General features: G+C 55.4%; 19 protein-coding genes, 1 tRNA gene and 1 pseudogene. 11 read left to right on the forward strand and 10 right to left on the reverse strand.

Going from position 1 to position 21,912, the window contains the following annotated elements; all coding sequences use genetic code 11:
* Positions 1 to 55: 55 nt before the first annotated feature.
* Positions 56 to 814 carry a metallophosphoesterase family protein gene (locus ACR3EQ_RS20245; protein WP_170614090.1) on the reverse strand — a complete coding sequence of 253 codons (759 nt, stop codon included), beginning with the start codon at positions 812 to 814 and terminating at the stop codon, positions 56 to 58.
* A 177-nt stretch (positions 815 to 991) separates the two neighbouring features.
* Here ACR3EQ_RS20245 and ACR3EQ_RS20250 point away from each other — a divergent pair, with 177 nt between their 5' ends.
* Positions 992 to 2,014 carry a GDP-mannose 4,6-dehydratase gene (locus ACR3EQ_RS20250; RefSeq protein WP_170614091.1) on the forward strand — a complete coding sequence of 341 codons (1,023 nt, stop codon included), beginning with the start codon at positions 992 to 994 and terminating at the stop codon, positions 2,012 to 2,014.
* A gap of 44 nt (positions 2,015 to 2,058) precedes the next feature.
* Here ACR3EQ_RS20250 and nqrF read toward each other — a convergent pair whose 3' ends face one another.
* The 6 genes from nqrF to ACR3EQ_RS20280 are packed head-to-tail and all read right to left on the reverse strand — an operon-like array spanning position 2,059 to position 7,919.
* Entirely contained in the window at positions 2,059 to 3,282 is a 1,224-nt protein-coding gene (nqrF, locus tag ACR3EQ_RS20255) for an NADH:ubiquinone reductase (Na(+)-transporting) subunit F (RefSeq protein ID WP_170614092.1), read from the reverse strand.
* 10 nt (positions 3,283 to 3,292) lie between these two features.
* Complete coding sequence (nqrE, locus tag ACR3EQ_RS20260) at positions 3,293 to 3,901, reverse strand: NADH:ubiquinone reductase (Na(+)-transporting) subunit E (RefSeq protein WP_170614093.1); 609 nt, start codon at positions 3,899 to 3,901, stop codon at positions 3,293 to 3,295.
* Positions 3,901 to 4,554, reverse strand: a complete 654-nt coding sequence (locus tag ACR3EQ_RS20265; protein ID WP_170614094.1) for an NADH:ubiquinone reductase (Na(+)-transporting) subunit D — start codon at positions 4,552 to 4,554, stop codon at positions 3,901 to 3,903. Before ACR3EQ_RS20265 ends, nqrE begins: the two co-directional genes overlap by 1 nt.
* Positions 4,554 to 5,369, reverse strand: coding sequence for a Na(+)-translocating NADH-quinone reductase subunit C (locus ACR3EQ_RS20270; RefSeq protein WP_480491879.1), 816 nt, complete (start codon positions 5,367 to 5,369; stop codon positions 4,554 to 4,556). The genes ACR3EQ_RS20265 and ACR3EQ_RS20270 overlap by 1 nt, the downstream gene beginning before the upstream one ends.
* Positions 5,362 to 6,570: an NADH:ubiquinone reductase (Na(+)-transporting) subunit B gene (locus tag ACR3EQ_RS20275; protein WP_480491881.1), complete on the reverse strand. Its 1,209-nt coding sequence runs from the start codon at positions 6,568 to 6,570 to the stop codon at positions 5,362 to 5,364. The genes ACR3EQ_RS20270 and ACR3EQ_RS20275 overlap by 8 nt, the downstream gene beginning before the upstream one ends.
* A 5-nt stretch (positions 6,571 to 6,575) precedes the next feature.
* Complete coding sequence (locus tag ACR3EQ_RS20280; protein ID WP_480491883.1) at positions 6,576 to 7,919, reverse strand: Na(+)-translocating NADH-quinone reductase subunit A; 1,344 nt, start codon at positions 7,917 to 7,919, stop codon at positions 6,576 to 6,578.
* A gap of 299 nt (positions 7,920 to 8,218) precedes the next feature.
* On the opposite strand from ACR3EQ_RS20280, the gene ACR3EQ_RS20285 reads away from it, so the two are divergent.
* Together ACR3EQ_RS20285 and ACR3EQ_RS20290 are read left to right on the forward strand one after the other, a co-directional pair.
* Positions 8,219 to 9,334 (forward strand): THUMP domain-containing class I SAM-dependent RNA methyltransferase, encoded by a 1,116-nt coding sequence (locus ACR3EQ_RS20285; protein ID WP_480491884.1) that lies wholly within the window; start codon positions 8,219 to 8,221, stop codon positions 9,332 to 9,334.
* Between the two features lie 130 nt (positions 9,335 to 9,464).
* Positions 9,465 to 9,541 (forward strand) — tRNA-Pro (locus ACR3EQ_RS20290).
* A gap of 130 nt (positions 9,542 to 9,671) precedes the next feature.
* Here ACR3EQ_RS20290 and ACR3EQ_RS20295 read toward each other — a convergent pair.
* The 3 genes and pseudogenes from ACR3EQ_RS20295 to ACR3EQ_RS20305 form a co-directional block, all read right to left on the reverse strand.
* Positions 9,672 to 10,691, reverse strand: a complete 1,020-nt coding sequence (locus ACR3EQ_RS20295) for a tyrosine-type recombinase/integrase (RefSeq protein ID WP_171711839.1) — start codon at positions 10,689 to 10,691, stop codon at positions 9,672 to 9,674.
* 14 nt (positions 10,692 to 10,705) lie between these two features.
* Positions 10,706 to 10,861: pseudogene (locus ACR3EQ_RS20300) on the reverse strand (helix-turn-helix domain-containing protein); the annotation flags it as partial.
* A gap of 416 nt (positions 10,862 to 11,277) precedes the next feature.
* Positions 11,278 to 11,469, reverse strand: coding sequence for a DUF3644 domain-containing protein (locus tag ACR3EQ_RS20305; protein WP_371811584.1), 192 nt, complete (start codon positions 11,467 to 11,469; stop codon positions 11,278 to 11,280).
* A gap of 223 nt (positions 11,470 to 11,692) precedes the next feature.
* Between ACR3EQ_RS20305 and ACR3EQ_RS20310 the strand changes: the two genes are divergently transcribed.
* The 8 genes from ACR3EQ_RS20310 (at position 11,693) to ACR3EQ_RS20345 (ending at position 21,886) form a co-directional block, all read left to right on the forward strand.
* Positions 11,693 to 12,271, forward strand: a complete 579-nt coding sequence (locus ACR3EQ_RS20310) for a hypothetical protein (protein WP_171711837.1) — start codon at positions 11,693 to 11,695, stop codon at positions 12,269 to 12,271.
* 94 nt (positions 12,272 to 12,365) lie between these two features.
* Entirely contained in the window at positions 12,366 to 13,379 is a 1,014-nt protein-coding gene (locus ACR3EQ_RS20315) for a hypothetical protein (protein ID WP_171711835.1), read from the forward strand.
* A 304-nt stretch (positions 13,380 to 13,683) separates the two neighbouring features.
* Positions 13,684 to 14,808, forward strand: a complete 1,125-nt coding sequence (locus ACR3EQ_RS20320; RefSeq protein ID WP_253740627.1) for an ATP-dependent DNA helicase — start codon at positions 13,684 to 13,686, stop codon at positions 14,806 to 14,808.
* 959 nt (positions 14,809 to 15,767) lie between these two features.
* A complete protein-coding gene (locus tag ACR3EQ_RS20325) occupies positions 15,768 to 16,817 on the forward strand; it encodes a substrate-binding domain-containing protein (RefSeq protein ID WP_480491887.1) in 1,050 nt (349 codons plus the stop codon).
* A gap of 168 nt (positions 16,818 to 16,985) precedes the next feature.
* Positions 16,986 to 18,518 carry a sugar ABC transporter ATP-binding protein gene (locus ACR3EQ_RS20330; RefSeq protein ID WP_480491889.1) on the forward strand — a complete coding sequence of 511 codons (1,533 nt, stop codon included), beginning with the start codon at positions 16,986 to 16,988 and terminating at the stop codon, positions 18,516 to 18,518.
* A 12-nt stretch (positions 18,519 to 18,530) separates the two neighbouring features.
* Complete coding sequence (locus ACR3EQ_RS20335; RefSeq protein WP_480491891.1) at positions 18,531 to 19,691, forward strand: sugar ABC transporter permease; 1,161 nt, start codon at positions 18,531 to 18,533, stop codon at positions 19,689 to 19,691.
* 83 nt (positions 19,692 to 19,774) lie between these two features.
* Entirely contained in the window at positions 19,775 to 20,842 is a 1,068-nt protein-coding gene (locus ACR3EQ_RS20340) for a substrate-binding domain-containing protein (protein WP_480491893.1), read from the forward strand.
* Positions 20,843 to 20,902: 60 nt separating this feature from the next.
* Positions 20,903 to 21,886, forward strand: coding sequence for a carbohydrate kinase family protein (locus ACR3EQ_RS20345; RefSeq protein ID WP_480491894.1), 984 nt, complete (start codon positions 20,903 to 20,905; stop codon positions 21,884 to 21,886).
* Positions 21,887 to 21,912: the final 26 nt, after the last annotated feature.

Consider the following 21,912-nt stretch of genomic DNA (forward strand, 5'->3'; position numbering starts at 1 on the left):
GACCTTCCGGGTTGCGGGCCGCATTTTCACTGGCCCGCGTCCCGAGTTGCGCAGATCAGGTCGAAACAAAGCGAACGCCGCCTCTGTAAATTTCAGCTGCTGTCAGGCGGTTCGTTGCAAATGCCCCGGTATCGACCGAGACAACGCCATTGTTGACCCTTGGGCGGTCTATGATTGTGTGTCCGTGCACAACCCATTGGCCATCTGCCCTGCGTCGTCTTGGAAACATCGGGTGCCCCCACAAACAGACCTGTCGCTGCTGGTCATCCACCGTTAGGTCGGGATCCAGCGCGGCATGGACGACAGTTACGTTTCCGCTGGACCAGATTAGTGGTCTGTCCCGTAGCCATGACAGCAGGCCCGCGCCCATGACCTGCTTCAACTTGCCAGCAACCGCTTCGGCAATTTCATTTGTTGGGTGAAGGTCAAATTCGGTAATCCCGAATGAAGCCAGTGTCTGGAATCCGCCATTCCGGAACCAATGATGTGCATAGCGTCCGGGCTCGTCCAGAAATCGCAGCAGCATGTCTTCATGATTGCCCATGAGGCACACGACTGGCCTGTTTGCTGCTGTGTCGAAGTGCTGCAGATGTCGCAGGACCTGTGCACTGTAGTCACCCCGGTCAATGTAGTCCCCGACAAAGATCAAAGGGCAGTCGTCCTCAACCCTCATCAGCAGGGCCTGAAGCAGGTCCAGCCGGCCATGAATGTCGCCAACTACGACAAACCGTTCATCGGGAGCGATTCCGGGAACGGATGTTTCCCGACCGGGCCGTGCCCGGCCAATAAACCCTTTGATCCAGCTCGTAACCATGTTCTACGTTCCCTAACCCGACCCGTTGGCAACGACAATCCCGGGCCGCCCACTCAGTACTTGACCGTCGGTGCCGGGCATTTGATATGACAAGCTAAAGTTAGATCTGAGCCTGGCAGGTTCAAAGACGATCTTATCGCAGGCGGCCATGTGGTTTGAAAGGTATTTGGGGATTTCATGAAACGAGTTTTGGTAACGGGAACTGCCGGGTTTATCGGATTTCATCTGTCAAAACTCCTCTTGGCCGAAGGGTTCCGGGTGCATGGCTATGACGGCATGACCGACTACTACGACGTGGCGCTTAAACAGCGTCGCCATCAGATGTTGCTGCAAACGCCGGGCTTTTCGGTCACCGAAGACATGCTGGAAAACCACGAGCGCCTGATGCAGGTCGCAGACGACTTCAAACCCGAGGTCATCATCCACCTGGCTGGCCAGGCCGGCGTGCGCTACAGCCTTGAAGCGCCACGCAGCTATGTTGAATCCAACATCGTCGGGACATTCAATGTGATGGAGGTTGCCCGGATCCATCAGGTAGAGCACCTTCTAATGGCTTCGACGTCTTCAGTCTACGGAGCGAATGAGGACATGCCGTTCCGGGAAACCGACAAGGCCGACGGACAACTGACCATCTATTCCGCGACCAAGAAGGCCAATGAATCGATGGGTCATTCCTATGCCCATCTGTGGGGCCTGCCGACCACGATGTTCCGGTTCTTTACAGTTTACGGCACGTGGGGCCGCCCTGATCTGGCTTACTTCAAGTTCACCGATGCCATTCTGAACGACCGTCCCATCGACATTTACAACAACGGCGACATGTATCGCGACTTCACCTATGTCGAGGATCTGGTACGGGGCATTCGCCTGCTGATAGATGCCGCCCCTGTGCGGCCTGACAGCAAAGATGAGATCGCCGAGGGAGACAGCCTGTCACCGGTTGCGCCCTTCCGTGTCGTCAACATCGGCAACTCGGACAAAGTCCGTCTGATGGATTTCATCGAAGCTATCGAGGACGCGTTGGGTAAGAAAGCGATCCGGAACTACATGCCGATGCAAATGGGAGATGTTCCGGCGACCTGGGCCGACACCAGTTTGTTGCAAAACCTGACCGGTTACAAACCCCAGACCGATATTCGTACCGGTCTGGCCAAATTCGTTGAATGGTATCGGCAGTACTATAAAATTCCCGCCGACTGAAAATGCGGGACAAAAAAACCGGCGCTAATTGCGCCGGTTTCTTCTTAACCGCCGAAGTCGTCCAGCATGATGTCTTCGCGGTCTACTCCGAGATCCAGCAGCATGTTGATGACGGACTGGTTCATGATTGGCGGACCGCACATGTAGAACTCGCAGTCTTCCGGTGCCGGGTGGTTCTTGAGGTATTCCTCGAACAGGACGTTGTGGATGAAGCCGGTATAGCCTTTCCAATCGTCTTCGGGCTGCGCATCCGAAAGGGCCACATGCCATTCGAAATTGTCGAACTCCTTGGCCAATTGGTCGAAATCCTCGACAAAGAACATCTCTTTCTTGGAACGCGCACCGTACCAGAAGGTGATCTTGCGGTTGCGATTCTCAAGGCGCTTGAGCTGATCGAAGATATGGCTGCGCATAGGCGCCATACCGGCGCCACCGCCGATGAAGACCATCTCTTTCTCGGTTTCGCGGGCGAAGAATTCACCAAACGGACCCGAGATCGTGACCTTGTCACCCGGCTTCAGGTTGAAGATGTAAGACGACATCTGACCCGGTGGGATACCGTCGGACCCCGGAGGCGGTGAAGCGACACGGACGTTCAGCATTATCATGCCTTTTTCGTCCGGATAGTTGGCCATAGAATAGGCGCGCTCGATCGGTTCGTTCACGACGGATTTGTACTGCCACAGATTGAACTTGTCCCAATCTTCGCGGTACTCGTCCTGCACGTCGAAATCGGTATAGGCCAGTTGGTGCGCGGGGGCCTCGATCTGGATGTAGCCGCCAGCGCGGAAATTGACGTCCTCGCCTTCCGGCAAATCCAGAGTCAGCGCTTTGATAAAGGTGGCGACGTTGTCATTCGAACGAACGGTGCATTCCCACTTCTTGACGCCAAAGACCTCTTCCGGAACTTCGATGTCCATGTCCTGCTTGACCGCGACCTGACAGGACAGCCGGTCACCACAAGCAGCTTCACGCTTGGTGATATGGCTTTCTTCAGTCGGCAGGATCGAACCACCACCCGAATGCACCCGCACACGGCATTGCGCGCAGGTTCCGCCACCACCACAGGCGGAAGGAACGAACAATTTCTCGGCCGCAAGCGTCTGCAGCAGTTTGCCGCCCGCCGGAACCGAGATGGTTTTCTCGCCATTGATGGTGATGTTGACGTTGCCGGTGGACACCAACCGCGAGCGTGCCGCCATAATGATGGCGACAAGCGCCAGAACGATCATCGTGAAAAGGATTACGCCTAGGCTAAAAGTTTCCATTGCGCCCTCCTTACAGTTTCACGCCAGAGAAGGACATGAAGGCCATCGCCATCAGTCCCGCGGTGATGAAGGTGATGCCCAACCCCTGCAGACCGTCCGGAATATCCGAATATTTGAGCTTTTCACGAACGCCTGCCATCGCTGTGATCGCCAGCGCCCAACCAAAGCCGGAAGACAGACCATAGGTGGCGGCCTCAGCAAAGTTATAGTCACGCTCGACCATGAACAGCGAGCCACCGAGGATGGCACAGTTCACCGTGATCAGCGGCAGGAAGATCCCCAGCGCGTTGTAAAGCGGCGGGAAGTACTTATCCAGAATCATCTCGAGGATCTGAACCATCGCCGCAATCACGCCGATGTACGAGATCAGCCCAAGGAAGGTTAGGTCCACATCCGGGAACCCGGCCCAGGCCAAGGCGCCCGGTTTCAACAGATAGCTGAGCAACAGATTGTTTGTCGGCACGGTGATCGCCTGGACGACCATCACCGAAATACCCAAACCCAGCGCGGTCGAGATCTTCTTGGAAACGGCGATGAAGGTACACATGCCGAGGAAGAAACTAAGCGCGAGGTTTTCAACAAAGATAGCCTTTACGGCCAGAGAGATAAGCCCTTCCATCAGTGCGCCTCTACCTGCTGGATTTTGTATTCACGTTCTTCGACCTGGTTCGGCTTCCACGTGCGGAAGGCCCAGATAATCAGACCGATGATAAAGAACGCGGACGGCGGCAGCAGCAACATGCCGTTGGGCACATACCAGCCGCCATTGTTGACGGTCTCCAGAATGGTGACGCCAAACAGCGACCCATTCCCGAACAGTTCGCGGATGAAACCAACCAGCAGCAGGATCAGACCATAGCCCATTCCGTTGCCCATGCCGTCGATGAAGGACGCGACAGGCGGGTTTTTCATAGCGAACGCCTCGGCGCGGCCCATCACGATACAGTTGGTGATGATCAGACCGACGAAGACCGAAAGCGTTTTCGAAATCTCGAAGGCATAGGCCTTGAGAACCTGATCCACCAGGATCACCAGCGAGGCGATGATCACCATCTGAACAATGATCCGGATCGAGCCCGGGATCTGGTTGCGCAGGCACGAGATAAAGAAGGACGAGAACGAGGTCACGAACGTCACCGCCAGCGCCATCACGAAGGATACCTGCAGCGAAGAGGTCACCGCCAGCGCCGAACAGATGCCCAGCACCTGCAGGGTAATCGGGTTGTTGTCGACAAGCGGGTCGACCAGCATCTCTTTCTTGGTCTGAGACATCAGAACTCTCCTGCTTGCAGTTTGGCCAGGAACGGAGCGTAGCCCGCATCGCCCATCCAGAATTTCACCAGGTTATCGACGCCAACAGAGGTCAGCGTGGCACCGGCCAGCGCGTCGACATAAAAGTCCGGCCCGGCGGCAGGCTGAGATTTGGCGACGGTGATTTGCAGATCGCCCGCGTCATCGCGAAGTTTCTTGCCATTCCACAGCGCTTTCCAACGCGGGTTGTCCACTTCCGCGCCAAGGCCCGGAGTTTCGCCGTGCTGATAGAACTGCAGGCCGAAAATATCGTTGCCGTTGTTTTCCAGCGCGATAAAGCCATAGAGCGTGGACCACAGGCCATAGCCGTGCAGCGGCAGGATGACCTTATCCAGTTCACCAGCATCATCCCGCAGCAGGTAGATCACTCGGAACTTGGACTTCCGCCCAATTCCAGCAGGATCGTCATCCAGAGCAACACTCAATTCGGGATCGCTGGCGGCGGCAAGGTCATCAAACGTTGCTGGGTCAAACTGGTCATCGACGAATTCGCCGGTGGCCAGTTCCAGAACGTGCGGCTCAAACGCAGCGAAGGCCTCGGTCACGTTGATGCCGGGTTCGTAAACACCTGCCACCTGAAGAACGTTGACCTGCTTGTCCTTCAGTTTGTTCGCTTCCTGTGCCGGACGCAGACTGACGGCTGCAGCGGAAACGACCATCGAAGCTACCAGACAAACGGCGACGGCAACAAAGATCGTCTTGCCAACCGAGTCCGGCGAGGCCGCCAGGAACCGGGCAATTGCCCCCTTGGGTTCTTGGGGTTGCGTATCAGACATGGCGACGCGCCCTCCGTTTGATGTTGGCCTGAACGACGAAGTGATCGATCAGCGGTGCAAAGACGTTACCGAACAGGATGGCCAGCATCATGCCTTCGGGGAAAGCGGGGTTCACTACGCGGATCAAAACAACCATGACACCGATCAGCGCACCGTAGATATAGCGGCCCAGATTGGTGTGGCTTGCCGAAACGGGTTCGGTCACCATGAACGCCAGGCCAAAGGCGTATCCGCCCAGCACAACGTGCCAGTACCATGGCATCGCGAACATCGGGTTGGTGTCAGAACCGATCAGGTTCAACAGCCATGTAAACGCGATCGTCCCGGCCAAACAGCCCACGATCAGGCGATAATTGGCTATTTTGGTCATCAGCAGGAAGGCAAGGCCGATGATACAGGCCAACGTCGATGTCTCGCCAAAGCTGCCCTGGATGGTTCCGAGAAACGCGCTGGACCAGGTGATGCCCTCAGCCGCAAGGGCCTGAACGCCCTCAGCCGCTGTTACCCCCAACGCTGTTGCGCCCGAAAAGCCGTCGACCGGCGTCCACACCGCATCGCCCGACATCTGCGCCGGATAGGCGAAGTACAGGAAAGCACGGCCTACAAGCGCAGGGTTGAGGAAGTTCTTGCCAGTGCCGCCAAACACCTCTTTGCCGATCACGACACCGAAGATGATGCCCAAAGCCACTTGCCACAGGGGCGTGGTTGCCGGCATGATCAACGTGTAAAGCATTGAAGTGACAAGGAAACCTTCGTTCACCTCGTGGCCGCGCACGGTGGCAAAGATGACCTCGAAGATACCGCCTGCGACAAGTGTGACGATGTAGATCGGCAGGAAGTAAAGCAATCCGTGCATCACGTTGGCAAACAGGCTGGACGGGTCCAGTGAAATGCCAAACATCTGCAACAAGGCGATCCGCCAGCCCGTGGCTGAGTCCGGCCCAAGGGCCGCAATCGCGGAATTGGCCTGATAGCCCGTATTCCACATGCCCCACAGGATACAGGGGATCGTCGCGATCACGACATAAGTCATGATCCGCTTCATATCCACATAAGACCGCGCGTGGGGGGCGACGGAGGTGACTGTTTTCGGAGTGTAGATGAAGCTTTCGACCATCTCGTAGATGGGGAAAAGCTTCTCGTACTTGCCGCCCTTGGTAAAGTTCGGCTCGATCCGGTCAAAGAAGTTGCGCAAACCCATTCGGATCAGCCCTCCTTTTCAATCTTGGTCAGGCAGTCGCGCAGCGCCAGCCCATATTCATATTTCGCCGGACAGGCAAAGCCCACAAGGCCCAGATCCTCTTCGTCCAGCTCCAGCGCACCCAGCGCCTGTGCGGTGTCCGTATCCATCACCAGCAGAGCACGCAACAATTGGGTCGGCAGGTAATCCTGCGGCATCAACTCTTCGAACGTGCCGGTAGGAACCATGGCACGGCGACCGCCGTTCAGGTTCGACGTCAGCGCGTACAGCTTTTTGGCAAAGGCCGAGCCCAACACAGGCTGAACCGCGAATTTCGAAGGCATCGGTCGGATCCAGCCCATCGGGATCTGGTCCGCGTCTTCGCGAATGATTGAAATCTGACGCGCAAAGCGGCCCAGATAGGCGGTCGGACCCTCGGCGTGCTGACCGGACAGGATCGACCCGGAAATGATCCGGGCGCTGCCGTCAACATTGACCTCGTCACGGGTCAGATCATCGGTCGATGCGCCCATGACCGTGCGGATCAGGCGCGGTTGACGCGCCCCGGGACCTGACAGCGCAATTACAATATTCGGGTCCAAATGGCCGGTCTGCATCAGACGGCCAATGGCGATCACATCCTGATAGCCGATCGTCCAGACACGCTTGTCCCCTGCCAGCGGCTCGAGGAAATGGATATGCGTTCCGGCCAGGCCTGCGGGGTGCGGTCCGGAAAAACCCGCCGCTTCAACCCCGGGCAATTCGGTGCCGGGCAAGGTGTCACCATCCTTGTGGCACAGATAGGTTTTGCCGTCCGTCAGGTGTGAAATCGCGCCGAGCCCGGCGGCAAAGGCATCACCGGCATCGGCGATGATCAGTGCTGCATCCGCTGCCAGCGGATCACTGTCCATTGCGGTTACGAAAATCGCTGCGGGTCTGGTGCCCGGTTCAGGCATCTTCGAATACGGGCGGGTTCGGAATGCGGTCCAAAGACCTGCGGCGCAAAGCTTTGCCGCAACACCTTCGGCGCTGTCCGTGTTACCCGTGCCCGAGAAATCGATGCCGGTGTCGTTGACATCCGAAACCTCAATCACGACGCTTTGGAGCACGCGCCGGGCGCCGCGATTGATGGCAATGACCTTACCGCTGAGCGGTGCGACCATCATCGCATCAGGCGCATCCTTATGGCAAAACAGCGGCGCGCCGCGCTGTACTACTTCACCTTCCTGAACCAGCATCTTGGGCTTCAGCCCCACAAAGTCCCTGCCCAGAACGGCAACCGTCGAAAACTCGGGCCCCGGCTGAATCTTCTGTTCGGGCGCTCCCTCTATCGGCAGATCCAACCCTTTTTTAAGTTTGAAAGTTTGCATGTTGCTACGTTCTTCCAAGCCTCTTATTTGCGCCCGCTATCACCGACCTTAATCAGGTTGGCACAGGATAGCGCGGATATTCATACGATTATTGTCGCAAAAGCGCCAGAAACCGGTTGAATTCCGTAAGCATAACTTCGGTCCCGGTCCCTTTACGCGGGGAATACCACAAACGCAAACCTGTTACCGCCTAAATTAAAGTTCTCAGGTCACAATACCGAAACAAACCTGTGTTTTTTCGGAACAAGTCCAAAAAATAGGATATCGCCCTGCCCGTTCTTCCGGTGTAAGCAGCCGATATGAACACTTCCGACGATCTGGACATCTTTCTGGTTGCCACTCCGGGCCTTGAAGCGCCGCTTTGCGCCGAGGCGCTGGAACAGGGATTCGCAGACGCGCGCAAAGTGCCGGGCGGCGTCAGCTGCCGGGGCAACTGGGCCGAGGTATGGCGCGCCAATCTTGTCCTTCGAGGCGCCAATAAAGTTCTGGTGCGGATCGGCAGCTTCCCGGCCATCCACCTGGCGCAGCTCGACAAACGGGCCCGCAAATTTCCCTGGGCTGACGTCCTGCTGCCCGATCTCCCCGTCCGGGTTGAAGCTACCAGCCGAAAGTCACGCATTTATCATGCCGGAGCGGCCCGACAGCGCATCGAAAGAGCGATCTCGGAAACTCTTGGGGCTCCGATCTCCTCGGACGCGGACATACGTGTGTTGCTGCGGATCGAAAGGGACATTTGCACAATCTCGATCGACAGTTCAGGCGATCCGCTGCACAAGCGCGGCCACAAACCAGCGATTGCAAAGGCCCCCATGCGGGAAACCATGGCGGCCATGTTCCTGCGGGAATGCGGATTTGACGGGACAGAGCCCGTTTTGGACCCGATGTGCGGCTCAGGCACTTTTGTCATCGAAGCAGCAGAAATGGCCTTGGGATTGGCACCGGGTCGGTCGCGGCACTTTGCCTTTGAAAAGCTTGCGACTTTCCGCGCCGACGAATGGGAAAAGCTGCGCCAGCCCGCTCCTCCGCACGATTCTGTTCCGACGTTCCACGGATCAGATCGAAACGCCGGGGCGGTCGAGGCCGCATCCACCAACGCATCACGCGCGGGCGTCGCGCTGATTACGCGGTTTCAGCACCGCGCAATCAGCGTCATCAAAGCACCTGAAGGACCGTCGGGACTGGTCATAGTCAATCCGCCCTATGGCGGCAGGATCGGCGATGAAAAGCGGTTGCGGTCCCTTTATGGCAGCATGGGAAAAGTGCTGATGTCACGATTTGCCGGCTGGAGAGTCGGCATTGCAACCAGCAGCCAGTCGCTGGCCCGCGCAACCCGGCTGCCGCTGTTGCCACCGGGACCCATAGTGGACCATGGCGGAACAAAGATTCGCCTGTATCGCACGGATCCACTGACCTGATGCTATCTGTCCGACAGGTGAATTGTTCAGACGAAGTTTTTTACCGGTTTTTTCGAGTATTTTTCCGAACGACCACCTTAGAATCCCTCTTGCGCATCCAGTTCACCGGGTATAGATCACCCGCCACGGTCGGAGTGTAGCTCAGCCTGGTAGAGCACTGTCTTCGGGAGGCAGGGGTCGGAGGTTCGAATCCTCTCACTCCGACCAATAAAACAAGGCGCCCAAGGGCGCCTTTGTTGTTTTCTGCGGATCGGCCGCAACGATATCCGCAACGTTTCATTCGCTAGATGTGCGCAGTTCGTTCGCAACCGGCATCCACCAATTACCGCAGTTTTTTTCAGATCTTCCAGTCCATAATCTCCGTTGCGTTCTTCAGCGCATCTGGGCTGTACGACCTATAGACGTTTTCCAGGGTCTCGCGCGAGGTCGCAAAATAGGCCGTGGCGTCCTCCAGCGTCATGCCGCGCATGAACGCCCAGGTAACCGCTGTGTGCTTCAGGGTGTGCGGTGTCACGTCCTTAAGACCGGCTCGCTGGACGGCAGCACGGAATGCCTTGTCGATCCGATCTATCGGCACGCCCTTGAACGACACCACGTGGCTCCCCTCCTGCGTCCAGGTCTTCATCTCTGCGTGGAGCGTGCCAGGCATCTTGATCATTCCCTTGCGCTTCTTGGTCTCGGCCTCGGCCTTGCCAAGGAAATGGATCACCCCACTGTCGAGCTCGACCCAGCCGCTATCAAGGGAGGGCACCCACTTCAGCCGTGTGATCGCGGTCTTCCGACGCCCGGTGTATAGCGCTATCTTGATGAATCGCTGGACGTGAGAAGCAGAGGCCTCCAGCAAGCGCTGGACCTCCTCCTCGGTCAGCCAGCGGTCATTGGCGACTCCCTTCTCAGGCAGGGTAACAATCGGTGCATGGCTGATCCTGCGCGACGCCAAGGCGTATTTGACGGCGGCGTTCAGGGTGTTCATCTCGCGCCGGACGGTCCATGCGGCGCACCGTCTCCAAGCCGTGTAGCCGCGACACCTGTCGATGTCGATCTGGGACACCTTGAGGTCGCTCCAGTAGGGCGAAAGTGCCTGTATCGTGTAGAGCAGACGTTCCCTGTCGCGGACCACCTTTACCTTGGCCTCGCCGTAATGCACCAAGATTTCGCCGACGGTGATCTCGTTCGGGTCGCGGACGCGATCATCTTGCCGCTTTTTGCTGGCGATGTAATTGCTCAGGACTTCTTCCGCTGCCTCATGAAATCCATCACCAAAGCCTGTCCGGATCTGCTGTCCTCCGTCGAGGATGACCCATGCGCCATCGTCTTTGCGTTGGAAGAGCCGGGCCGGTTTGCGTTTACGTGGCATGTCGTTGTGAACCTCTTCAATTCCTCGCGGGTCATGTAGTATCGCTTGCCGAGGCGAACCGCATTGATCTCGCCCTGGTGGATCATGGTCCGAACCGTTCTGGGGGTGATCGTGCGATGTAAGGCGGCCGCGAATTCCTCGATTGTGAGGAGCGCTTCGTCACTACTCATTACGTGACCACCCGGAGGGTTGTATCCATAACCCAAATGTCAGGGTGGTGTTCAGCCATCGAAGTTTCGGACTCGGGTGCCGAATTCCTGATCTGCGTGCGCATTGCCGGGAGGCTCCTTTTTCGTGTGATCAAGAAGTCTATAGCAAGCACAACGTCGGATGCGCGTTGTAGATCGGAGAAAAATCATAAGCTATTAATATATTTCGAAAGAAAATTTTGGATGGTGCCGCGCCCCACCATTTTCGATAGTGATTTCGATAACCCAGGGACTGACTACAAGTTCAGGCTGCCGCTCCCTAGCGTGCTTCCCGCGCCGACTTCTGCGCCCAACTAAAACAAGGCTGCGTAACTAAGATGATCCTTTGGCTGAAGTGCCCGTCCACACTGCCTTGACTACGCGGCTACTGATCATCATCAACGATAGCTGTCCTGTTTTCTGCACACTCTTAGAGAACAAGTTCGATCCAGCGGTTGCCGGTAGTCGAAGCTCTCCTTTTTTAACCAAGCGCGGAGTAGATATGTCCACGCGATGTTGGCCGTCACGATTAACAAATCGGCACGGAAGGTCGGGCCGACTGAGTTGAAGAGGTGAACAGTAGCGATCATTACCTCATTATTATCAATTCAAGTAGAAGCGTATTCTTAGAACGCGGCAGAGAACCGTTTTGTAAGACAGATCACCCGCCACCGGATGTTCACTTCGGCATGTCACAAAGTTCAAGGTAAAAAAAATTTCACAAAAAGACGTAAGTCGACAGCCGCAGCGCTATAAAAAAATTGCGCGCTAAAAAGATCGCCCGCAAAAACCCACTGTTGAAAGGAATCCTATATGGACGCCGCACCCAACCGCCTTGGCGGAACAATAGATGTTGGTAAACTGAATGTTCCCACCATCGATCTCAAGAAGAATATCTCTGGAGAAAATCACGATTTCATCGACAAGGGCACAGTGTTTTTCTTGCTGAAGACGATGGCCGATGAGCTTAATGGCGACAAGGATGCTCCGAAGCTTGTCAGCTGCCTTCTGGGTATGACCAATGAATTGCTCCAGATGCTTGAACACCAGGAGTTAACTCATATAACGCCCACCAACATCGACGGAACAGGATCGGTTACCGAAACCCCGTTGTTTCCGCCGCAGATTCCGCCTTTGCCCCCGCTTACCGCACTGCGCCAGCTTTCTCGTGAAGATCAGGCTCGCTTTCTCGATAAGCGTGCCAGTGATCTCATGCGCGAAATCGAAGGTCTGCGTTTAGGTTACTATGAGGCACCGGATTACCGGCAGAGCTATCGGATGATCGAGCAGGCTCGTCGCCGATTTCGCAAGTTGCGCGACACCGCCATGAAGCTGGGTCACTGGACTGATGGACGCTGGAACGCAGGTTCAGAAGAAACCTACCTCGTCTGATCTGGCGCTAGCCACCTCCCACCCAACTCAAGCACAAAGACAAGACCGGGATTTCGACCGCAAGGTCGGTCCCGGCCCGAAGGAGATGTGTTAAATGATCAAACCTGCACACGACATCCGGCTGACCAAACTCAACCGCGTTCTGAACCTGATCCCTACGAGGTATCGCGCGCGCGAAGCTGAGCTGATGCCGAATAAATGGCCGGAGTATCGTTTTCTGACCCCCATGGATGCCACGAAACAGTTCCATCGTGCCTATATCGAAGCATACAAAGATTACTATCGTGAGAATATCGATGTGATCGCTGCATCCGATATCAAGATCGGCTTCAAATTGAGCCTTCACAAACGGAACGCTCATCTGACCCAGCTCTACATCGCTCGCCAGAAAGCAGACCAGATCGGCCTGCCTTATCCCGCTTACTTGGAGTTCGTTTTCAAGTTCGCGGCCGCTCGCCGTTACCGACATCCGCCACAACCAAATCAGCTTTGGCCTGGCGAGAAGAAACGCGATGCCTGGCTGACCAAGATAGTGGCGTTCTGGAGTGACGACCGCCATGGCCTTGAATTGAACCGGATGAAGGCCATACCCCAGTACGCATTTTTTTCCGACCGGGGCCTTCCGGCGCAGCGTCAATTTCGTAAAGAGATGCTCGATTTGGTGAGTCGCGGCGTATATTCAGTAGACGGGTTTGTTGCCAAGCACGTGGTCGAGCGCCAGTATTTCCGTGCCGTTGATTGTCACTTCCTTGGGGAAAAGGCCGTCGAATGTGCTGAACGCAAAGCACGAGAAGACGTTGCCAACGGCTTCCTTAGAACCGTTGAGCTCAAGACGCCTACAAGCAAGGAGTTCTACCAGAGTTGTTTTGGTGTGCCCGGAGTAGTCACGTCTGACAATCCTATTTGCTCGACATGTACACAGCGTGGAGATTGTGAACTGGCGCGCCAGACGGTCATCTCGAAAACCCTTTCAGAAACGGGCTTTGCCGATCCGATTGCCGAGGCCGATAGGCGGGCAAACCGGAGGCGTGTGAATGCATGTCGTACTCGCCAGAGTGCCTCGAGATTAGAGACCAACGCTGCACCGAAGGTGGAGGTGGCCGTGTAATGGCCCCCTTGTGTCAAATATAGTGTAAGAGAAAAGAAGTTAAATATTAGGGGAGCGTTACACCCTCCGGAGATCAAGAAACCCCTCCGGGCATGTAATGCCCCCCTAGTTAAATACTTTCTCCGGAACATCCCTCCTGAAGAGTAACCTGTCACAAGGGGGGCATTACACCTTCATTTCCATGAACGCAGAGCCGACCATCAATCGTCTGGTTGGTTCGTTCCTAGGACGCCCAAGATATGCTCGGCCACCCTCGCCCGTTGGCCAGAATTCTCAACCCCAAACCTGCAGAAGGCCTAACCGCATGAATGCTATCAATTTCACTATGTCCGGCCAACAGCTCTCAGCGCTTGACTGCGTTAGCTCCTGGCTGAAGAACGATGCCAAGACAAATAAGATCTTCCGGCTCTTCGGATATGCTGGCACCGGCAAGACGACAATCGCGCGACATCTGGCCAGCGGTTTGAATGGAGGGGTTGTTTACGCGGCCTTCACTGGCAAAGCGGCTATGATGATGCAGCGAAACGGCTGTGAAGGCGCTTCCACCATCCACAGTTTGATCTACAAGGCTGTTCAGGGATCGAATGGTAAATTCAGTTTCCACCTCGATCCGGATAGTGCAGCAGCGGATGCGGACTTGATTGTGATCGATGAGTGCTCAATGGTTGACTTAGACTTAGCGCGTGACCTGATGTCATTCGGAACTCCTGTCCTCGCACTTGGTGATCCTGCCCAGCTGCCGCCGGTGGCCGGCGAGGGTTATTTCACCAACGCCAAGCCTGACGCCATGCTGACCGAAATCCACCGTCAGGCCAAGGACAGCCCGGTCTTACAACTGGCGACAGACATTCGTGAAGGGAAACCGTTGAAGTATGGTGCCTATGGGAACAGCCGTGTGGTGCCGGACGGGAGTCTTGAGATCGATGAGATATTGGATGCGGACCAGCTCCTTGCCGGTAGGAACGTCACTCGTTCCCACTACAACGAAGAAATCCGCAGGGCCTTGGGACGCACCAGCGACCTGCCTGAGATTGGCGACCGCCTTGTGTGTCAGCACAATGACCATGGCCTTGGTATCGTCAATGGAGGCATGTTCACTGTCGTCTCAGAACCGAAGAATTCCCGGTTTTCGGGGACTTTGTCGTTGGAACTGAAATCGTGCGACTTCCCGGATCATGAAAACTACCGCGTACGGGTGCATCCGGAGTATTTTACTGACGACGAAGGGAGATTGGCGGACAAGGAACGAAAAAATTCTCAGCAGTTTAAATATGGCTACGCGTTGACGGTTCATAAAGCCCAAGGCAGCCAGTGGGGCCACGTGATTATAGAGGACGAAAGTCACATCTTCGACAAATATGCGAGGAATTGGCTCTATACCGCTGTTACACGGGCTTCTGAATGCGTGACCTTGGTTACACGCCTCTAGAAGCATTTCCACATTGAAGGCATCATTGGGCAGGCACTTTCTGCCCAATGAAGATGTTCCCTGACGCTATATCAATGGGAGCATTGAACCTCAAAGTCTTGTGGCAGCCAGAATGCATCCTATTCGTGTCCAGAGGCGACTTCTAGGACTTCGCCTTGACCAGACAAGGCTTGCTCAGATGTTTCCTGAAATAACGTTTCAGAAATCTGACGGAAGATTGCCAGAAGCAGAATGACAGCTTACGATCAGGGCAGCATATGGGCCGTTCGATACACGTCAGAGTTTGACAGAAACCGGACTTTCGTTGCGGTGCGAGCGCGTTATCGGCAACACGCGAAAGCAGACATTCGCTGCGCTTAGTGCCAATGACCGCATTGCGGACATAGCTGCCGTAGGCTCAACGGTTGCTGAGGACCGGTCTCAGCCCCAAAGCGGTCATGCTTGATCGGCACGTCGGGCGAAAAGCAGACCTTCGCTACTCTCGCGAAATAGCCATTCGCATTCTTGGTTAGCGGCCATTCGACAGCGGTTGCATGAATTGGCGTATTGGTCCGCTGGAGCGCGCCAACAGAGGAAACACCAGACGTTGTCGGCCTGGCTACTTATCAGGATGTTTGATTGCCGATTTCGCGGCTTTGCAACCCGCTTCGCAATTACGGCACAACTCTGTCGCGGCCTATCCAAGAGATTTCAACGATTTCGATAAGTGGGCGGCAACCTATTATGGTTTTGTTAAATATGTAAAATCCTTTTGGACGCCGTGTTCTCAGCGGGGTTGTGAATAATTATGCTGTCTAAATATACAAATTCTCCCCTTACTTTGCAGCGTTATGTTAGCGTTATCGCTTTGGGATTGACGCTTGTTATCACCGGTTAGCCGGCACCCAGCACAATTTACGAAGCATTTCGCGTTGCCGACCCAATTGCCCGGCAGCCAAGGAACATACACTGGAGGAAATATGTCCCTGTTGCAGACCATTACCCGTAGAGCCGCCTTGCTTTCTGTCGCCGCTGTCGCACTAACTGCCGGGACAGCGTATGCAGGCGATGTCAAAATTGGCTTTCTGCTGAAAACCATGCAGGAAGAGCGCTACAAGCGTGACCGCGCCGCGTTTACTGCGAAAGCCGAGGAACTGGGCGCCGAAGTCATCTTTGATTCAGCGAACAATGACGAGCTGACCCAGCTGGCGAAATTTGAAAATATGCTCGCCAAGGGTGCGAACGTCATCGTTTTGCAGCCTGTGAACACCGGTACCGCCGGTAGCATGGTCAGCATGGCAAACAGCGAAGGTGTGCGCGTTGTCGGGTATGACTCGATGCTCGTGGACGGGCCGCTGGATGCGATGGTGATGCAAGACAGCTGGGCCGTGGGCCGCCTGCAAGGCGAAGCCATGGTCGAATGGCTGCAGGAGAAGAACGGAGAGGTGTCCGGCAAGATCGCCCTGATTCAAGGTCAACCCGGCGACTCCAACGCGATTGCGATGAGCAGCGGTGTGTTGGAGATTGTCGAAGCGAACCCGGGGTTGGAACTGGTAACAAATCAGGCGCATGAAGGTTGGTCATCTGAGAAGGCCATGGCGACTGCGGAAAACACGCTGACCTCTAACAGCAACAGCATCGACGCGTTTATCGCCAACAACAGCGGCATGGCTCGTGGTGTTATCGCGGCACTGGAAGCACAGGGGCTGGCGTCATCGGACAAAGTGTTTGTAGCCGGATCTGATGCCGATCTGGCTAATATCCAATATGTTGCGCAAGGCAAGCAGGCTGTCGAAATCTGGAAGCAGATCGATCCTCTGGCTGAAACTGCAGCAGCGGTGGCGGTTGCCTTGGCTGCAGATCCGGAAACTGCGCCTGCCGATCTTGTCGAAGTGGACAAGGTTATCAACAACGGCTTCGCCGACGTACCGACAATCGTGACCCCCATCACGCTTGTGACGCAGGACAACATCGATGACACGATCATCGCTGGCGGTTTCTACTCTAAAGAAGAAGTCTACGGGAACTGATCCTCCGGACTGTTTCCTGAAGGAGGGCGTTTCGCCATCTGGCTAACTATGCGTGTACTCCCCGCGCGCGGCTTCATGGTGCCCTCCTTCCTTAAACCCCTCGCGGCAGGATTGCCGGTCAGGGTGGGGAATGTTCGAAATACCTTTCTGAATGTGATGGGAAAAAGCATGTCTGAAGTCGTCCTGAAAATGCAGGGTATCATCAAGGATTTTCCCGGTGTTCGCGCCCTGAACAATGTCAATTTCGAAGCCCGCTCGGGCGAACTCTTGGCGTTGATGGGAGAAAACGGAGCGGGCAAATCCACGCTCATGAAAGTGCTTAGCGGGGTTTGGCCCTATCCAACTTACGAGGGCGATATCTTTTTGCGCGGTGAAAGAGTCCGGTTCGCGAATACGAAAGAGGCCGAGGCAGCAGGCATTGGCATCATCTATCAGGAACTCAACCTGATCCCCGGTTTGTCGGTTGCCGAAAACATCTTTCTGGATCGCCAGTTCACTGACGCCAAGGGCCGGATCAACTGGAACCAGACATTTGCTGAAACACAAAAGCTGTTGACCGAACTGGGCATCAACGACATTCGCCCGACCGATCTGGTGCAGAATATCACCGTGGGCAAACAGCAGATGGTCGAGATTGCCAAAGCTCTGTCACTCAAGGCCGAGATACTGGTGCTGGACGAGCCGACGTCGGCGCTGACGGACAAAGAGGTCAAGGATCTCTTCCGCATCATTCGCAAACTGAAAGCCGATGGCGTCTGCATGTGCTACATCTCGCACAAGATGGAAGAGATCGAGCAGATCGCCGACCGGATTGCGGTTCTGCGCGATGGCCAGACCATCGGTGAAGTCACGCCTATCGCGGATATCACGCTTGATCAGATCATCGCCCGAATGGTCGGGCGCGACATCAAAGATATGTTCCCCAAGGTCGATTTCACACCGGGTGAGGTGACTTTGGAGGTCAACGATCTGTCCGTCACAAACCCCGACCTGCCTGGCAGCTATCTGGTCAAGAACGCTAGCTTCGTTGCCCGCAAAGGCGAGATATTGGGCATCTCCGGGCTAATGGGCGCTGGCCGGACCGAACTGGTTGGCGGTGTATTCGGTGCCTATCCGGACCAGACTACCGGTGAAGTGAAGCTGAACGGGCAAAAGCTGGACATCAAATCGCCGAAGGACGCAATTGATGCCGGCATCGCGCTGCTGACCGAAGATCGTAAGGCTTTGGGGCTGTTTCTGGACAAATCCATTTCCTTCAACACGACGATTTCCTCGCTTGAGACGATCAGTTCAAAGGTTCTGGGCATTATCAACACTCAGCAGGAGCGCAAAGTCGTTAAGGAATATGTCGACCAGCTTGGTGTCAAAACACCTTCGATTGACACAGTAATCGGTACGCTTAGCGGCGGTAACCAGCAGAAGGTCATTCTGGGTAAGTGGCTGAACTCGCGCCCAGATGTGTTCATTCTGGATGAACCTACGCGCGGGATCGATATCGGCGCCAAGGTCGAGATTTACAAACTGCTGAACGAACTGGTCCAGCAGGGTGTCACCGTCATCATGATTTCTTCCGAACTGCCCGAGGTTTTGGGCATGTGCGACCGGATTCTGGTGATGTGCGAAGGCGAGATCGTGTCGAACTTTGAACGGGACGAAGCGAAGAAAGAAGCAATCATGGCGTATGCCACCGGCAGCGCATAAGGGAGGAAGCAAATGAGTGCTGACAGCAACGTTGCAGGTGTTGGCGTCAATGGCGCCAAGGAAAACCACCTGATAAACTTCATAAAGGACAACGCGACGCTAATTGCGTTGATCGTGCTTGTCGTCGGGCTCAGCTTTGCCGACGACGCGTTTTTCACCGCGAGGAACCTTAGCAACCTGTCCCGTCAGGTTACCATCATCGGGATCATTGCCGTAGGCATGACTATGGTCATTCTGATTGCGGGTATTGACCTATCCGTTGGCTCTGTCGTCGGGTTATCAGCGGTCGTCTGTACGCTCATGATGCAATGGGGCGTGCCGACAATATTGGCGGTGCCTGCAACCCTTTTGATCGTGGGTGTCGGAATAGGTCTGTGGAACGGGTTCTGGATAGCCAAGTTCAACATACCACCATTCATCATAACCCTTGGAATGCTGACCATTGCACGCGGTTTGGCTCTGACCCTGACCAACGGCAGTTCTGTACCGGTAACGAGTAATGTGTTTCCATTGATTGGTGGTGCTTATATCCCGCCGATGATGTCCAGTATCGTGCTGATCTTGTGTGCTGCGCTTGCTGTTTATTCGATCTTCCGGGATGTTCAGCAAAGCAAGGCGCATGGCGTCGAAGTGAATATGCAGGAACTGTTGGTCAACGGGGCCGTAATGATCGGCGGGTTTGCTTTGGCCTTCCACGTGTTCACCAGCTACAAAGGGATCCCCGTTCCTGTTGCGATCTTTGCAGTCATTGCGTTTGCGGGGATCTATACGCTGAACAGCACCCGCTTTGGTCGCCGCCTCTATGCGCTTGGCGGAAACGAGGATGCGGCTCGCCTTTCCGGCATCAACGTCGTCCGCACCAAGATGATTGTCTATACGGTCATTTCGGTTCTGTCGGCGCTGGCTGGTATCATCCTGGCCTCTCGCCTTAACGGTGCCTCACCCAACCTTGGAACCATGTTTGAGCTTGATGCGATTGCAGCCGTTGTTATCGGCGGTACCAGTCTGGCGGGTGGTTCTGGCAAGGTGAGTGGAACCATCATCGGTGCCCTGCTGATCGGGGTCCTGAACAACGGCATGAGCCTGCTTGGTGTGGTCACGTTCTATCAGTTGATCATCAAGGGCCTGATCATCATCCTCGCCGTCTGGTTCGATGTGATGCAGAAAAAATAATGTTGCTGGCCTGCCCCCGGTCACACGCACCGGGGGCAAAGCCAAAATCCCCGAAAACTTGAATGACAGTTGGGAGGTAAGCGATGGTCCAGTCCATTTTAGCAACCTTACGCACAGACGGCCTCAGAGCTTTGGGTTTGGCCGGCCTTCTATCCGCATCGCTGCCAATGATCGCGGCAGCGCAGGACAACGCTACAATCGGGTTCCTGCTCAAGACCATGCAGGAAGCCAGATACCAGACTGACAAATCCCTATTTATTGCGCGCGCGGAATCCCAAGGCGCAGATGTGATCTTTGATAGCAGCGGCAATGATCCATTGCGTCAGTTGCAGCAGGTTGAGGAAATGCTGGAATCGGGGGTGGACGTTCTGGTCCTGCAACCCGTCAACACCGCAACCGCTGGTGCCCTTGTTGATTTGGCCCACGATCAAGGCGTCAAAGTGGTCGGGTACGACTCGATGCTGCAGGACGGGCCGCTTGACGTCATGGTCATGCAGGACAGTTGGGCTGTCGGGCAGCTTCAGGCCGAAGCGATGGTTGACTGGCTGAATGATACCCGCGGTGAGGTCAAAGGCCGGGTCGCCCTGATTCGCGGTCAGCCTGGTGATGCCAATGCCGAAGCGCTCAGCAGCGGTGTGCTGAAAGTGATTGCCGATCATCCTGGGCTCGAGCTTGTTGCGGATCGAAGCCATGTAGACTGGTCTCCCGATATGGCCAGAGACACTGCCGAGAACCTACTGGTCGAATATGACAACGACATCGATGCGTTCATCGCCAACAACAGCGGGCTTGCCTTTGGAGTCCTGGCAGCATTGTCGGATGAGGATCTGGCATCAGCTGATCAGGTCTTTGTTGCCGGGTCAGATGCTGATCTGAAGAATGTCCAAATGGTCGCCAATGACATACAGGCGCTGGAAATCTGGAAGCAAATCAAGCCTCTGGCCTATGAGGCGGCGGATATTGCCGTGAAAATAGCGCAGTCTCCGGATGCCGAAATCAGCGAACTGATCGGTGAGCATACGCTGATCGACAATGGTTTCGCGGAAATCCGGACGGTTATCACCCCTGTCTTCGCAGTGTCAAAAGATACGATCGACAGCACGGTGATCGACGGCGGGTTCTATACCAGCGAACAGATCTATCAGAACTGAAGCTGCTATAATCACGCATACGCCCGTCGACAATACAGCGAATAAAAGCAAGGGACCGAAATGTCTGACAAGATCAATGTCGCAGTCCTTGGCCCGATCCCAAGGGACAATATCACCAGCTATCAGGGTGAGAAATTCAATAAATTTGGCTGCGCGGTCTATACAGCGGTCTGTATGTCTTCGCTGGCCGGTCCGGGTTCGCGGATCAACGTCGTCAGCCATGTGCGCAGGTCGGACGTCGACAATGTTCGCAACTTGCTGTCTGAGTTTCCGTATCTGGATGTCAGCCATGTTACAGGCGACGCCGATCAGGGCGCGGTGATCGATCTGGTCTACGTCGATCAGAACCATCGCAACGAAAAGCAAACGGGTTTCATGAACCCGATCCTGCCCGACGACATCGAAGACCTGATGGATTGCGAGGCTTTCGTTTTCGTTCCGATCACGGATTTCGAGGTTCCGTTGGAAACGATCCGTTACATCAAGGCCAACAGCGATGGTCTGGTTGTATTTGATGCACATGGTCCCACCAGCGGGTGTTCAGCACATGGTGAACGGTATCATAAATTTTGGATCGACCGAGATCGCTGGCTTCCGCATATCGACCTTCTAAAGATGAATTTGGAGGAGGCTCAATGCAGTTGGTTCAAGGGAGAATACGGTTCTGACGAGTTGCAGGAAGTAAGCGAACTCACGATGGACCAGTTGCCCAAGTTCGCCCAACACTGCCTGGATCTGGGCGTCAAGGCGCTCTACGTCACGCTGGATCAACACGGCTGCGCCGTCTACCACAAGGATGCAACCGGCCGGATGCGGGAACATCTGGTTAAGCGAGTGCTTGTCGAGGATGTGGTCGACACCACGGGCTGCGGTGACAGCTTTGCTGGTGGCTTGGCTTTTGGCTACCTCAAGACTGGCGATTTCGTCAAAGCCTGCCAGTTCGGAAACTGTGCGGGAGCGCAGCGCTGCTCGAGCAGCGAGCTGGATGTCTACGGATCACTGCAAGAAACCGAACGTCAGATTGCCGAAACCTACGGCGACTGAATTATCCGAAATATCACCCGAATGGA

It is taken from the genome of Ruegeria sp. AN11 (genome assembly GCF_056536005.1).

Coding starts and splice junctions, on each gene's coding strand:
- ACR3EQ_RS20305 (WP_371811584.1), bottom strand. CDS start 11,469: ATGATCGCTACTGTTCACCTCTTCAACTCAGTCGGCCCGACCTTCCGT.
- ACR3EQ_RS20270 (WP_480491879.1), bottom strand. CDS start 5,369: ATGTCTGATACGCAACCCCAAGAACCCAAGGGGGCAATTGCCCGGTTC.
- ACR3EQ_RS20330 (WP_480491889.1), top strand. CDS start 16,986: ATGTCTGAAGTCGTCCTGAAAATGCAGGGTATCATCAAGGATTTTCCC.
- ACR3EQ_RS20265 (WP_170614094.1), bottom strand. CDS start 4,554: ATGTCTCAGACCAAGAAAGAGATGCTGGTCGACCCGCTTGTCGACAAC.
- ACR3EQ_RS20335 (WP_480491891.1), top strand. CDS start 18,531: ATGAGTGCTGACAGCAACGTTGCAGGTGTTGGCGTCAATGGCGCCAAG.
- ACR3EQ_RS20345 (WP_480491894.1), top strand. CDS start 20,903: ATGTCTGACAAGATCAATGTCGCAGTCCTTGGCCCGATCCCAAGGGAC.
- ACR3EQ_RS20245 (WP_170614090.1), bottom strand. CDS start 814: ATGGTTACGAGCTGGATCAAAGGGTTTATTGGCCGGGCACGGCCCGGT.
- ACR3EQ_RS20340 (WP_480491893.1), top strand. CDS start 19,775: ATGGTCCAGTCCATTTTAGCAACCTTACGCACAGACGGCCTCAGAGCT.
- ACR3EQ_RS20280 (WP_480491883.1), bottom strand. CDS start 7,919: ATGCAAACTTTCAAACTTAAAAAAGGGTTGGATCTGCCGATAGAGGGA.
- ACR3EQ_RS20310 (WP_171711837.1), top strand. CDS start 11,693: ATGGACGCCGCACCCAACCGCCTTGGCGGAACAATAGATGTTGGTAAA.
- ACR3EQ_RS20325 (WP_480491887.1), top strand. CDS start 15,768: ATGTCCCTGTTGCAGACCATTACCCGTAGAGCCGCCTTGCTTTCTGTC.
- ACR3EQ_RS20295 (WP_171711839.1), bottom strand. CDS start 10,691: ATGCCACGTAAACGCAAACCGGCCCGGCTCTTCCAACGCAAAGACGAT.
- nqrF (WP_170614092.1), bottom strand. CDS start 3,282: ATGGAAACTTTTAGCCTAGGCGTAATCCTTTTCACGATGATCGTTCTG.
- ACR3EQ_RS20275 (WP_480491881.1), bottom strand. CDS start 6,570: ATGGGTTTGCGCAACTTCTTTGACCGGATCGAGCCGAACTTTACCAAG.
- ACR3EQ_RS20285 (WP_480491884.1), top strand. CDS start 8,219: ATGAACACTTCCGACGATCTGGACATCTTTCTGGTTGCCACTCCGGGC.
- ACR3EQ_RS20315 (WP_171711835.1), top strand. CDS start 12,366: ATGATCAAACCTGCACACGACATCCGGCTGACCAAACTCAACCGCGTT.
- nqrE (WP_170614093.1), bottom strand. CDS start 3,901: ATGGAAGGGCTTATCTCTCTGGCCGTAAAGGCTATCTTTGTTGAAAAC.
- ACR3EQ_RS20320 (WP_253740627.1), top strand. CDS start 13,684: ATGAATGCTATCAATTTCACTATGTCCGGCCAACAGCTCTCAGCGCTT.
- ACR3EQ_RS20250 (WP_170614091.1), top strand. CDS start 992: ATGAAACGAGTTTTGGTAACGGGAACTGCCGGGTTTATCGGATTTCAT.